General features: G+C 41.1%; 10 protein-coding genes. 4 read left to right on the plus strand and 6 right to left on the minus strand.

The genetic code is table 11. The features are described 5' to 3' along the window. Positions 1–5 precede the first annotated feature (5 nt). Positions 6–776: a YdcF family protein gene (locus BUR11_RS03655; RefSeq protein WP_074223454.1), complete on the minus strand. Its 771-nt coding sequence runs from the start codon at positions 774–776 to the stop codon at positions 6–8. Between the two features lie 215 nt (positions 777–991). Between BUR11_RS03655 and BUR11_RS03660 the strand changes: the two genes are divergently transcribed. Further along, positions 992–3,928 carry an FAD-binding and (Fe-S)-binding domain-containing protein gene (locus BUR11_RS03660; RefSeq protein ID WP_074223455.1) on the plus strand — a complete coding sequence of 979 codons (2,937 nt, stop codon included), beginning with the start codon at positions 992–994 and terminating at the stop codon, positions 3,926–3,928. A gap of 274 nt (positions 3,929–4,202) precedes the next feature. Here BUR11_RS03660 and BUR11_RS03665 read toward each other — a convergent pair whose 3' ends face one another. The 5 genes from BUR11_RS03665 to hutH all read right to left on the minus strand — a co-directional run bounded on the left by BUR11_RS03665 (position 4,203) and on the right by hutH (position 11,141). Beyond that, positions 4,203–5,024: a mechanosensitive ion channel family protein gene (locus BUR11_RS03665; protein WP_074223456.1), complete on the minus strand. Its 822-nt coding sequence runs from the start codon at positions 5,022–5,024 to the stop codon at positions 4,203–4,205. A 245-nt stretch (positions 5,025–5,269) separates the two neighbouring features. Further along, complete coding sequence (gene hutG / locus BUR11_RS03670) at positions 5,270–6,232, minus strand: formimidoylglutamase (RefSeq protein WP_074223457.1); 963 nt, start codon at positions 6,230–6,232, stop codon at positions 5,270–5,272. Positions 6,233–6,239: 7 nt separating this feature from the next. Then, positions 6,240–8,240, minus strand: coding sequence for a urocanate hydratase (locus BUR11_RS03675; protein ID WP_074223458.1), 2,001 nt, complete (start codon positions 8,238–8,240; stop codon positions 6,240–6,242). Between the two features lie 70 nt (positions 8,241–8,310). Then, a complete protein-coding gene (hutI, locus tag BUR11_RS03680; RefSeq protein ID WP_074223459.1) occupies positions 8,311–9,564 on the minus strand; it encodes an imidazolonepropionase in 1,254 nt (417 codons plus the stop codon). A gap of 11 nt (positions 9,565–9,575) precedes the next feature. Continuing rightward, a complete protein-coding gene (gene hutH / locus BUR11_RS03685; protein ID WP_074223460.1) occupies positions 9,576–11,141 on the minus strand; it encodes a histidine ammonia-lyase in 1,566 nt (521 codons plus the stop codon). A 100-nt stretch (positions 11,142–11,241) separates the two neighbouring features. Here hutH and BUR11_RS03690 point away from each other — a divergent pair, with 100 nt between their 5' ends. From BUR11_RS03690 to BUR11_RS03700, 3 genes are all read left to right on the plus strand, one after another. Further along, positions 11,242–12,108: a LysR family transcriptional regulator gene (locus BUR11_RS03690; RefSeq protein ID WP_074223461.1), complete on the plus strand. Its 867-nt coding sequence runs from the start codon at positions 11,242–11,244 to the stop codon at positions 12,106–12,108. A gap of 178 nt (positions 12,109–12,286) precedes the next feature. After that, a complete protein-coding gene (locus BUR11_RS03695; protein WP_234982080.1) occupies positions 12,287–13,072 on the plus strand; it encodes a helix-turn-helix domain-containing protein in 786 nt (261 codons plus the stop codon). Positions 13,073–13,139: 67 nt separating this feature from the next. Next, complete coding sequence (locus BUR11_RS03700) at positions 13,140–14,258, plus strand: glycoside hydrolase family 16 protein (RefSeq protein ID WP_074223463.1); 1,119 nt, start codon at positions 13,140–13,142, stop codon at positions 14,256–14,258. The last annotated feature ends 7 nt before the right edge of the window (positions 14,259–14,265 follow it).

Here is a 14,265-nt window from a genome sequence, read left to right on the forward strand (position 1 = left end):
TGTGCCTAGATATATCCTACCAATTTATAAACCGTAATACCCATCCATTCCTTCACCAATTTGTGCCAGTTTTCGATGGAAGAGGGACTAGGGTAAACCAGTGTAGGAAAGCTGAATTTTACATCATAACTGTAATAATCAGTGGGGAAAGTTTCAGTTTTCAATCCTACTTTATCGAAACAGCCTTTAGAGCGGTACATATGAAATGCCGAGGTGATCAGTAAAAACTCCTGATTGGTATCGATTTTATTTTCCTCTAGAAAAGCTTTGGTAAACTGCGCATTTTGAGCCGTGTTTTTTGCTTTGTCTTCGATTAATACATCTTCAGGAGGCACTCCGGTCATCAACAGAAATCGTTGTAATAATTCTGCTTCTGATTGGGGGTTGACCGGATTCAAGCCCTGACCACCGGTAATCAGGATTTTTTTGATTTTGCCCATCCGGTAAAGTTGGAGGGCATGGGTAATCCGATCTGCCCCTTTATTAAAGAACGTTCGATCGTATGCTGTTTTACTCAAGTTGGTGACCCCGGTCAGGACAATTCCGTATTCATGGGGTTTCACTTCATCGAATTCCTTGAATTCTGGTTCCCAGGCCAACATGGCTTGGTTTGCAATAAATTGGTTGGAGAAAAACCAGAGCAATAGGATTCCAGCCCAAAGGCTCCTTTTGCCCCATTTTCGTCGGAAATAAATTGCCCCAACTACAATGAGCAAAGAGATAATGGTCAAGGGCATCGCCAAAAAACTCAGGAATTGGGAGAGATAGAAAAACATATGTTGCTTGGGTGTACCTCACAAAGAAAAGAGGGAATTCACCAATTTTCAAATTCATGAAATAATGTTCCTGATCAATTGTGTATAAATGGAGTTTATTTGAGTCGTGAATAGATACGGACTCCAAATCTAATTTTCTAAAATAATCTGAATCAAATCAAAAATTCTTTATCCTTGAATATTCCTTTATCTCTAAAGGAAAGTTATTTTTGGGCATGAGTTCAAACCTATTGCCTTTACTGCAGGAGCTTTCTTCCCAATTGGAAGGAACCTTGCAATTCGATTCTCTGACAAAGACCCTTTATGCCACTGATGCTTCCGTTTATCGGGAGATGCCATTGGCAGTAGCTTTTCCCAAAACTGAATCAGATATCCAGAAGTTGATCCGATTTGCTTCTGTGAACGGGACATCCTTGATACCCCGAACTGCAGGAACCTCTCTGTCCGGTCAATGTGTAGGGAACGGCATTGTGGTGGATGTGTCCAAACACTTTACGCAAATCTTGGAGCTTAATATGGAGGAAAAATGGGTTAGAGTGCAACCAGGGGTCGTAAGAGATGAACTCAATAGATTTTTAAAACCTCATGGGCTTTTCTTTAGTCCCATTACTTCTACCGCTAACAGAGCAATGATTGGTGGGATGGTGGGGAATAATTCCTCTGGAACTACCTCCATTGTCTACGGGGTCACCAGAGATAAAGTGATTTCACTTCATACCATTCTAAGCGATGGCAATCCAGTAAAATTTGGGGCATTGAGCAAGGAAGAATTTGCACAAAAGACCCAACTGGATACACTAGAAGGAGCTATCTACAAAAAAATTGAAGAGGAATTAAGCGACCCGGCAGCGAGAGAAGAAATTCATGCCCAGTTTCCAAAAAAATCCATCCATCGAAGAAATACAGGATATGCAGTGGATGAATTGCTCAAGTCGGAAGTTTTTGAAGGAGAAGAGCAGTTTAATTTCTGTAAACTTCTTTCGGGATCGGAAGGGACTTTGGCATTTACCACGGAGATCAAAATCAGTTTAGATCCTCTGCCTGACCCAATTGAGATTGTGGTGGCTGCTCATTTTGAGACGATTCATGAAAGTATGGTTGCGTCCCAAACAGCCATGAAACATCCGGCCACTGCGGTGGAATTGATGGATAAGATCATTTTGGACTGTACCAAAGAGAGTATAGAATATTCCAAAAATCGATATTTCGTAGAAGGGGATCCTGAAGCGCTTTTAATGGTAGAATTCCGAGGTAAAACATTGGAGGAAGCCATGGAAAAGGGGAGGAAGTTAGTGGAGGATTTTCAACTAAAAGGGATCGGGTATGCCTATCCTATTATCGAGCCAGCCATGGTTTCTGCTGCTTGGGCATTGCGTTCGGCAGGATTGGGCTTATTGGCCAATATTCCGGGAGATCCCAAAGCAGTGGCTTGTATTGAAGATACTGCGGTGGATATTGAGGATTTGGCGGATTACATCGATGAAGTGGATGAGATGATGGAAGGCTTTAATCAAAAGCCCGTTCATTACGCCCATGCCGGAGCAGGGGAAATTCACTTGAGGCCCATTTTGGATTTGAAAAAATCTAAAGATGTGGAGGAGTTCTATCAGATTTCAAAAGCGTCTGCCGAGTTAGTGAAGAAGTACCAAGGTTCTTTGAGCGGGGAGCATGGAGATGGAAGGGTTCGGGCTGCTTTTATTCCTTTGATGGTAGGAGAGAAAAATTACCAGTTGTTTCGCCGTTTGAAATTCACTTGGGATCCTCAAAATATTTTCAATCCTGGGAAAATTGTGGATGCGGCTCCTATGAATAAATTCCTTCGATATGAGCCAGATTCTAAAACTCCGGAGCATCCAACTTTGATGGACTTTTCCAATGTAGGAGGGATCCTTCGCATGGCTGAAAAATGCAATGGTTCAGGTGACTGTAGGAAATTACCGGGTTCGGGAGGCACAATGTGCCCAAGTTATATGGCAACCCGGAATGAGCGGGATACCACGCGAGGACGTGCCAATACCTTGAGGGAATTTTTGACTATGGATAAAAAGGAAAATGCCTTTGATCATCCTGAAATCAAGGAAGCCATGGACTTATGTCTTTCTTGTAAAGGCTGTACCTCCGAATGTCCTTCCAATGTAGACATGGCTAGCTTAAAAGCGGAATTTCAATATCAATACCAACAAGCCAATGGAATCCCTTTACGTTCCAAAGCCTTTGCCCATATCAATGAACTGAATGAATTGGGATCCTTGGTTCCTGGAATTGCTAATTTCTTTTTAAGTAACAGTCTTACAGGGGGATTGATGAAATCTGTATTGGGGGTTGCTCCCAAACGAAATCTTCCTGCCATCAGCAATCAAAGTCTTAGGAAGTGGTACAAAAAGAATTATCAAACATTACCAGGAGCAAAGCAAACCATTAAATCCATCTACTTTTTTGTGGATGAGTTTACTAATCATAATGATACCCAAATTGGCATCCAAGCAATTTCACTATTGAAAAAACTGGGATATGAGGTGAAACTCGTCGATCATCAGGAAAGCGGGCGATCTGCTATTTCTAAAGGACTATTACCAAAAGCTAAAAAGCATGCAGAAGCCAATGTGAAAGTGTTCGCCAACTTGATTGATGGAACTACTCCTTTGATAGGTCTGGAACCTTCGGCAATTTTGAGTTTTAGAGATGAATACCCTCGCCTTGTTGGGAAGGAGTTTGTAGAATCTGCCAAAAAGCTAAAATTTCATGTGAAGTTAATCGATGAATTTTTGGCTCAGGAAGCAGCTGCTGGAAATATCAAATCGGATGCTTTTACTTCCGAAAATAAGAAGATTAAGCTTCATGGGCATTGTCACCAAAAAGCACTTTCATCGGTACTTTGGACTCAAAAAATATTGTCGCTTCCTGCTAATTATACGGTGGAGACCATACCTAGTGGCTGCTGTGGGATGGCTGGAAGCTTTGGATATGAAGCAGAGCATTATGAAGTTTCTCAACAGGTGGGTGAATTGGTATTGTTTCCGGCAGTGAGAAAAACAGAGCTTGAAACCATCATCGCGGCTCCGGGTACTTCTTGTAGGCATCAGATTGCAGATGGGACCGGGAGGAAAGCAAAACACCCAGTGGAGATTTTATGGGAAGCATTGATCCTTTGAGATTTCTAACTTCTACCAGGTTTTTTCTTGACGTCTTCCCGTTAATAATCAATTGATAGAAAGAAATAACATAGTTCTCAAGGAGCGTAAAAAAGTGACGAATAGCACTTCTTTTCTTAATGGGTATTGGCAAGAAAAGTACTTTAAAAAATATAATTTCTTTCTCGGAGTGATGTGCGATAAGGTATTGAATTGAGAGGGGGAGGATTGCATGGAAAAAGACTGGAAAAGTAAATTCCAGTCTTTTTGTTTACTTGGGTATTGGGATGAACTTTTAGGAAGCTTTCCCTTCTGGATAATAATGATGAACATCTCGTTGAGGAAATGGAATTCCGATATTTGCTGCATCAAAGGACTTTTTAATGTGCTCCTGCATGAAAAAATGGACATTCCAATAATCTTCAGTTTTGCACCAAGGTCTAACGGCAAAGTTCACAGAGGAATCGCCTAACTCCGATACAAGAATATCTACCGGTTGGGAATGGTCTATAAATTCACAATTGGCAGCAACTTTTTCGATGATACTTCTCGCTTTGTCAATATCTGCTTCATAGCTGATCCCGAATGTCATCGGAACTTTTCTTTCTGGGTTGGAAGTCAAATTTTCCAAAGGATTGGAGGATATCGCTCCATTGGGGATGATAATGACCCGGTTGTCCAGTGTGGTCAGAATAGTATTGAAAATCTGAATTTCCCGGACCGTTCCAGAGTAACCATTGGTTACGATGAAATCACCTACTTTGAAAGGCCTAAAGAATAATATTAGAATCCCTGCCGCCATGTGTCCAAGGTTTCCCTGAAGAGCCAAGCCAATAGCAAAGGCTAATGCACTAAAAATGGCAATGAATGAAGTGACGTTAAACCCAAACATTGAAGCTGCACTCAAAATGACTAATAGCCTTAATGAGATACCGATCAAAGAAGATAGAAAAGGGGCTAGAGACTTGTCAACATTACTTTTTGTCAGCGATTTTTTGATTTTTCCTGCGAAAATACCTGCAATCCAAAAGCCGATGAGCAAGGTTAAAATGGCACCCAGAACCTTAGGGGCATAGAGGTATACCATGTCCAAAATTTTCTCAAAATCGAATTCCATAATTAGAAAGGTTTATGTGAACAGGAACGTATTTGACCTGTATGAAAATGAAAACATAAAAAGAGTACCTATAATTTGGGAAAAAAATAGTTTAGTGAAAACAAAAATTTTAAAAAAATAAGAATTGGATCTTTGTCTTAATTAGATGATAATTAATATTGGTTCCGTTAAATTGGCTTTGGTTGGTTTTTTTAATTTTGGATGTTTTACGTTTCTCCAGACTATTGAAATTCTGTCTTTCGGACTTAAGAAAATATTTTTCTTACTACATATTCCGCACACCTTGCAGCAAGCCTGGCAGTGGCATGATCCAAGTCAAAATTCGGGTTGAGCTCTACCACATCCATGGATATGACTTTCTTGCTTTTGGTGATTAATTCGAATACTTTGAAGGCAAAGTCCGGTTCGAATCCCATTGGTGATGGTGCTGAGACCCCTGGAGCATAGGCCGAAGCAAAGCCATCCATGTCTACCGTGAGATAGATTTTATCTTTGGAATCCAAAAACCATAAGATTTTCTCTTGGATGACTTCCCAGTTATTTAGCCGAAAATCCTCCATGACCATCCATTGTGAGTTCGATCTTTCTGCAGTTTTAAAAAGTGACTTTGGATTCACGGAGCGCTGAATCCCTAAACACAAATAGTGAAAATCATCTTTAAATTCCTCAGCAAGTTGGAAGAAAGGGGATCCCGAATGTCCTTTCCCATTGTTTAAAGGTCTCAGGTCGAAATGAGCATCCAAGTTGATAATACCTAATTTTTCATCCTTGGATTTGAGGTATTGATAAACGCCTCTTGCATGAGCCAGAGCTAAATCATGTCCACCGCCCAATAGAACAGGAAAATGATTGGTTTCCAGAAGTTTGAGTACGGTTGTAGAAATGAGGTCATGGCTAGATTCCATGTCCGAGTTATGGGTAATGACATCACCATAGTCAAAAACTCTGGTTTGTTCCGGAAGATGAAAAGCAAGACTTCCCATCATATTCCGGATGGCTTTTGGCCCTGCTTTCGTTCCTAGTCTACCTTGGTTTCTATTGACCCCTTCTTCGCTGGCATAACCAAGGATTCCGACTTTTGGCTTTTCGGTATTGGTATCGAATTGGAGGTCATTTACTGAAATACTGGCTTGATGCCAATACTCAATCGCATTGGATTTCCTACCGTACCAATTGGAAGTTTCTGGATTTTGGTGAATTTGCCCCATCTTTTTTTTAAAGCAATTTATCCAAAATACTAGGATCTACCAGATTTGGGAGGGTTACTTTTAAATTTGGGGTCCTTTCCATTTCTCTTTGAATGGCTTCCAGGGAACCTGAATTTCTAGCCCAGGCTCTTCTTGCGATCCCATTATTGACATCATAAAAAAGCATGGAATTTAACTTTCTTTCTGCTTCCTTCGAACCATCGAGGACCATCCCAAATCCTCCGTTGATGACTTCACCCCATCCTACACCACCTCCGTTATGAATGGAGACCCAAGTAGCTCCTCTAAAACTATCCCCAATGACATTGTGAATCGCCATATCTGCGGTAAACTTACTTCCATCATAAATATTGCTGGTTTCTCGATAAGGAGAATCTGTGCCGCTGACATCATGGTGATCTCTTCCAAGTACGATAGGAGCAGAGATTTCACCGGATTCGATGGCCTGATTAAACGCGTTCGCAATTTTTGCCCTTCCTTCTGCATCGGCATATAGAATCCTGGCTTGGGAACCCACCACCAACCGATTATTTTCTGCCTCTTCGATCCAAGTGATGTTGTCCTGCATTTGTTGCTGGATGGATAAAGGGGAATTTTGCATGATTTCTTTTAGGACTTTCGCTGCAATTTGATCTGTTTTGGACAAGTCATCAGGATTCCCAGATGTACATACCCATCGGAAGGGTCCGAAACCATAATCAAAACACATAGGTCCAAGGATATCCTGAACATAACTTGGATATTGAAAGTCTATGCCGTTCTCAGCCATGATATCAGCCCCAGCCCTGGAGGCTTCCAATAGAAACGCATTTCCATAATCAAAAAAGTAGGTTCCTTTTTTCGAATGGTTATTGATAGAAGATGCATGTCTTCTCAAGGTTTCTTGAACCTTCTCTTTAAATAATTCAGGATCTTCGGCCATCATTCGGTTAGACTCCTCAAAAGATAAACCTACAGGATAGTAACCTCCAGCCCAAGGGTTATGTAACGAAGTTTGATCCGAACCTATTTCCACAAAAACATTTTCCTGATCAAATCTTTCCCAAACATCTACCACATTGCCTAGGTAGGCGATGGAAACCACCTCTTCATTGGCTTTGGCTAATTGAGTTCTGAGGACCAATTCATCCAGGTTTTCGACCAACTCATCTACCCAACCTTGCTCATGCCTTTTTTTGGCAGCAGCAGGATTGACTTCTGCACAGATGGTAATACATCCTGCAATATTTCCTGCTTTGGGCTGTGCACCGCTCATGCCTCCTAGGCCTGCAGTCAAAAATAGTTTCCCTTTTGGGGATTTTCCAGCACCCAGTTTTTTACGGAAGGCATTCATCACGGTGATGGTTGTTCCATGTACGATTCCCTGTGGACCAATATACATGTAAGAGCCAGCAGTCATTTGTCCATATTGTGTAACGCCTAGAGCATTGAATTTTTCCCAATCATCCGGTTTTGAATAGTTAGGAATCATCATTCCATTGGTGACAATCACCCTTGGAGCTTCCTTGGAAGAAGGGAATAGTCCCATCGGGTGCCCGGAATAGACATGGAGTGTTTGCTCTTCTGTCATTTCCGATAAATATTTCATGACCAGTAAATATTGAGCCCAGTTTTGAAAGACAGCCCCGTTTCCACCGTAGGTGATCAACTCCTCGGGATGTTGTGCGACCGCTGGATCTAAATTATTTTGGATCATCAGCATCATCGCAGCAGCTTGATTTGACTTGGCAGGATATTCACTGATGGGTCTTGCTTTCATTTCATAATCCGGCATGAATCGGTACATGTAGATTCTCCCAAATTCCTGGAGTTCGGCGAGAAATTCTTCTGCCAACTCGAAATGCCATTCTTTGGGAAAATACCTGAGCGCATTGGAGAGCGAGAGTTTTTTCTCTTCTTCAGTTAAAATATCCTTCCTTTTTGGGGCATGACTGATTTGCTCACATCTTACCTTTTTGGAAGGTAAAACGCTAGGGATACCTTGTGAAATTTGCTCTTGGAAAGTCATTTGAATGATCAAATTAAATGTGTTGAATTGAAGAAGAATCTTTTTTAAATAGGTGGTCCTTGTGCTTCGATTAATTTACTGAAGCAGTCACTCGGTTACCGCTTTTCCAAACTTGTGCAGGTTTGAGTTTTCCCTGATGGTAAAGAATCTCTTGGTAATTACTGCTAGGATAAATGGAAAAGTCCGCCAGCATTCCTGGTTTTAAAATACCTCTGTCGGATAAGTTTAAAGTTGCTGCAGCTCGTACTGTTATCCCGGCTAAGACCTCTGCGGTACTTAACTTTTGGAATGTGGCAAGAATAGATGCTTGAGTAATTAAATCTCCCATGGGAGCCGAGCCCGGATTCCAGTCGGAAGCAATTGCCAAAGAACCTCCTTTGTCCAATAATTTTCTGGCAGGAGTAAAATCACAGCCAAGGCCTAAACTTGCTCCCGGCAATGCAACGGCGATGGTACCAGTTTGGGCAAGCAAAGAAATCTCATGTTCTCCCGATGCTTCTAAATGATCGGCAGATTTTGCGTTGAATTTTACTGCTACTTCAGACCCTCCAGCCGTGAATTGGTCCGCATGGACTGTAATATCAAATCCAAATTCTTTAGCTTTTTGGAAATAGGGTTCTATTTCTTCCGAAGAGAATGCGCTTTTTTCAATGAATGCATCGACCCGATTAGAAAGCTGTTCTATTTTGATTTGAGGAAGTAAGGTCTCTCCAATTAGCTTTAGGTATTCTGCATTAGTCCCTTCAAAATCTCTAGGCTTCATATGAGCTGCCAAGCAGGTGGAAATCAAATCGGCGGGGGTTTTGGAATTCGCTTCTTTGATTGCCCTTAGCATTTTCAACTCCTCTTCATGATTTAGGCCATATCCGCTTTTTACTTCAATGGTGGTCACCCCTTCCATTAAGTGCTGGTTAGCATTTTTAGTGGTGTTCGCAGCGAGTTGGATGAGGTCTAGTTTTCTTGTTTGGGTAACAGTATCCCAAATTCCTCCTCCCGCCTCGGCTATTTCCAAATAGGATTTCCCTGCATTTCTCATGGCAAAATCTCTGGCTCTGGTTCCACCAAAACAGATGTGGGTATGACAATCGATCCAACCCGGTACTGCCACGCAATCCCCTTCCAAAAGATGGAGTTCGGTCTGGTCCAAGGTGATTTTTGATCTTAACTCCTCAAAGTTTCCAACTTCAATAATTTGATCATCCTGAATCAGGATCCCCGCCTCTTGAATGATTTCCAGGCTTTCGTCTTTAAGAGGCCCCTTAAGTGGAAGTTTATCCAATGTCAACAGCTGATGAAAAGGACCTATTAATTTTTGCTTATTCATGTTGAAATTTTTTAATAGGTGAACAATTCACTCCATTCCGTTTCAAAAGCCAAGCCTTCTTTAATGGCTACTTGTTTCGCAATTTCCACTAACTCTCCACTTTGAATCAGTTCGATCGCAGTTTCCATATCCTCGGTCATCACCCGGTCAGAGACCACTGGAGAAATTTTGGTACGAACGTGCTCATAAATGGCGGTCATGATTTTTCCTGATTTCATTGGAGCGTGGAAATCCATGGCTTGTGCTGCATAGAACAGTTCCACTCCGAGAATCTTCTCCACATTCCCAATTACTTGAAGCGCTTTTCTTGCCCCGATAGATCCCATACTCACATGATCTTCTTGCCCAAGGGAAGTTGGGATACTGTCCGCACTGGAAGGGAAGCAAAGCCCCTTGTTTTCTGAAGCCAAGGCTGCCGTAGTGTATTGCGGAATCATCAAACCTGAATTCAGGCCTGTTTCTTTAAGTAGTAATTTTGGTACGCCTGGAGTATCTCCTTCTATGGACAAGTAAATTCTTCTATCTGCGATGTTTCCTATTTCGGAAGCCGCCAGACAAGCATAATCCAAAGGTAGGGCAATGGGCTGCCCATGGAAGTTCCCCCCGCTAATCGTATGTTCTGCATTCAGTACAACGGGGTTATCTGTAACTGAATTGATTTCAGTCTCTATAGCATCCCTTAAATGTAACCAGGCATTTCTGGAAGCTCCATGTACCTGAGGCATGCAACGTAATGAATATGGATCTTGGACCCGGGCACAATTCGCATGTGAGTTCACGATCTCAGATTCATGGAGTAGATTTAAGATGGTTTGTGCAGTGTGTTTATTTCCAGGGTAAGGTCTCAATTGATGAAGCTCTGCCGAAAAAGGTTTAATGGACCCCATCAATCCTTCAATCATCATGGCGCCTGTAATATCAGCATGGGTGAGTACATTATGCAATCGATCCACCACTTTAACTCCGAATGCGGCAATAAATTGGGTTCCATTGATGAGAGCCAAACCTTCTTTTGGACCAAGTTGTATGGGGGATAGGTGATAGGATTGAAGGGCTTTTTCAGCTGAAATGATTGCTCCTTTCAAATGTACTTTTCCATATCCAATTAAGGGTAAGAAGAGGTGGGAAAGTGGAGCCAAATCTCCTGATGCTCCTACCGAACCCTGAAGTGGTACCACAGGAATCATATCATTTTCCAACATCCAGAGCATTCGCTCAATAGTAGCCAGCTGAATGCCTGAAAACCCCTGTGAAAGCGCCTGCACCTTCAAAACCAGCATCAGTTTGGAAATTTCTACAGGAATGGGTTCCCCGAGTCCTACCGCATGACTTTTCAAAAGGTTTTCCTGAAGAGTTCGGGTATCAGACTCGGAGATCCTGCTGGTACATAGAGGGCCAAATCCTGTATTGATCCCATAAACCGCTTTATCTCCCTTTGCAATTTGCTGAACTGCTTCACTGGATTTCATCACTTTGGATTTGGTCTCCTCAGTCAAAATCCCTTTTACCTCTTTTCTTGCAAGTTTTAAAGCGAAAGAAGAAGTAAGTCTATCAATGCCATATCGGAAAGTGTTCATTTCGTATTGGGTTATATTCTAAAGGGTTATACAAAAATACTTTATTTATGTGATAAGTTTTGATATCATTTTTATCATATATTGATAACTTTGAGTTATCATGGAATTACGACACCTTAGTTATTTTAAAGCCGTTGCAGAGGAGCTGAACTTTAGGAAGGCGGCTGAAAAATTATTCATATCCCAACCGGGCTTGAGTAGGCAAATCAAACAATTAGAGGACATGCTGGAGGTCAAATTACTGGAAAGAGATCAGAAGCATGTAAAACTGACTGCTGCCGGGGCCTATTTGAAAGGGGAAGTGGATTTTATTCTAAATCACTTAGAGATTACCAAGAGTCAATTGAAATTGATTGACTCGGGAAAGGTAGGGGAGTTGAGAATAGGCTTTTTGGGTTCTGCTTCCAATCGAGTATTACCGGACTTATTGGCCAAAATCAATCAGCATCACCCGCTCATTACCTCAAGCTTGGAGGAGCTAAGCAATTCGGTCCAAGTGGAGATGATTCAAAAGGATAAGTTGGATTTGGGCTTTGTTAGACTGGCTTCAGTAGCAGAGAATTTGGAAATGAAACCGGTGATGAAAGATTCCTTTTCGCTGGTAGTCCCTATTGATCATCCCATTCCTGAAAGCCAGTTCAAGTCAATTTCACAGTTTTCGGAAGAATCCTTTATCCTTTTTTCCAGTGATTACAGCAATTTCTATTACGAGCAAATCATTGGGATATGTAAGGATGCAGGGTTTTCTCCTAAAATCCGACATAAATCTGTACATGCCTTGACCATTTTCAAATTGGTGGAAAATGGGTTGGGTATCGCAATAGTTCCTACCTCCCTAAAAGAAGGCTATGATCTAACCGTGAGATTTATGGAAATTCCCAATACAAATCGATATTCAGAACTGTCAGTAATCTGGAAGCCGGGAAATAGGAATCAAGCTTTGAACCAGGTATTGCCTTTGATTTAAGGTTTAGTGTTTAAGTAGTATATCTGGATGGGTTTCTATTGAATGATGGTATTCAATATTTATTATTTTAGCCCAAATCCAGAATGTCGGGTAAATGTCGGGTGAAAACCGAGCTTATTTCAGCCTATGTCACAACTCAAAAGAAGAAATTGCCATGGTTAATCAAAAAATATATAAAATGAAACAACCAGAACTTGGCAGAAAAATTTCCGAAATAAGGAAGGCGAAAGGACTAACTCAAGAAGAGTTGGTAGAAATGTGTAATCTTAATGTACGGACGATCCAGCGCATTGAAGCAGGTGAAGTGACTCCTAGGAGTTATACAATTAAAGCCTTGTTTGAGGCTTTGGGAATTCAGGAAAACCATGAGTTAAAAGAAGCAGAAAATGAGCAGGCCGTTCCGAATATTTTGTATTTGGCATTGGCAGGTGGAATTCTATACTTCTTTGCTTCGATTTTTGAGATAGCAATGGAAGGAGAGTACGTAACGGGAGAATATTCATTTAAAAAATTAGGCTTTATAGCTGCAAAATCTTTATCCATTTTGGGATATGTAGTTTTTGGAATTGGCTGGATTAAAGTTTCTAAACTCTTTCCAAATCAGCTTTTAAAAATCAGCTTTTGGATTATGGTGGTAATCTCAGTTGTCTGGTACCTGACAGACATGGTGGCATTAAATTCACCTATCATTGCTTTTGAAGAATATTACTTGGTGAAAATAAGTTCTTTCGGCTTTTGTTATGTTTTGATAGGATTTGGGTTTATAGCCTATAAAAACTCTTTTTCTTCCATGGGAATGGTGATAGGAGGGCTTACCTTGGTTTCGGGAGTATTCATTTTCTCTTGGATTGGAGCCGTATTTGGTTTGATCTTTTTATCCTTGGCAGAGCTAGGTCAAATCGGATTGTTGATGTATTTAATTCCAAAAGTGGGAAGAGTTCAGACTCCCACTTTTTCCTTCTGATTTTAAACATTTTATGATGATATTACTTTTAGTATAAAAAGATCATCAACCCAAAATTTCTTCCAGGATGCTTCAATTGCAAAAGTCTCTTTTATTGCTTTTATGTCCTCTTCTTTTCATTGCTTGTTCCAATGGTGATGAGGTAGATGACCAAATCGAAACAATTACAAATTTTGTTCTCGAGGTTGAAAAACTAGGAGATGGAGAAGTCAGAGCGACTTTCTCTGCAGACAATGCAAGTTTCTTTAGAGTGAACTTTGGAACTTCTGGTGAAGTACCAAAAAGGGTCGATGGAAATACCGCAAACTTTACCTACACCGAAAAAGGAGATTATAACATCACCGTTTATGCCCATACTACAGAATCAAATTTTGTAGTCAATACCAGAACGATTAATATGAATGCCGCCTCCTTGGGATTGGACCCAAATACGGGCTATACTAGTCCAGATTCCTATGAAGGGTTTAAACTCGTTTGGTCTGATGAATTTAATGGGACGAGCATTTCAGATGATTGGACGTTTGAATTGGGGGATGGATGTCCAGACTTATGTGGATGGGGTAACGAAGAGCTTGAATATTACAAAAAGGAGAACACCTCATTGGAAGACGGTAAATTGGTGATTACTGCAAAAAATGAAAATGCCGGATCAAAGAATTATACCTCTTCTCGTTTGATCACCAAAGGTAAACAGTCCTTTACTTACGGACGGGTTGATATTCGTGCTTTACTTCCAAAAGGCCAAGGATTGTGGCCAGCACTTTGGATGTTGGGTGAAAATATTGATGAGGTAAGTTGGCCAAAATGTGGTGAAATAGATATCATGGAAATGGTGGGCGGTTCTACTGAGGACCGTGACCGAACGGTTCATGGAACGGTGCATTGGGACAATAATGGATCCTATGCGAATTATGGAGGCAGCACCAAACTTACTACAGGGATATTTAATGATGAATACCATGTTTTTTCAATTATTTGGGATCAGGAGGAAATCATTTGGCTATTGGATGGTGAACAATACCATGTGATTGACATTACTCCCGCTGGATTGGATGAATTCCATAAACCAATGTTTTTTATTTTCAATGTAGCAGTGGGAGGTATTTGGCCTGGGAGACCAGATGGAACCACCGTTTTTCCCCAAGAAATGAAAGTCGATTACATCCGGGTTTTTCAAGAAGAGTAGAAACCCT

It is taken from the genome of Algoriphagus halophilus, from assembly GCF_900129785.1.
GTDB lineage: Bacteria > Bacteroidota > Bacteroidia > Cytophagales > Cyclobacteriaceae > Algoriphagus > Algoriphagus halophilus.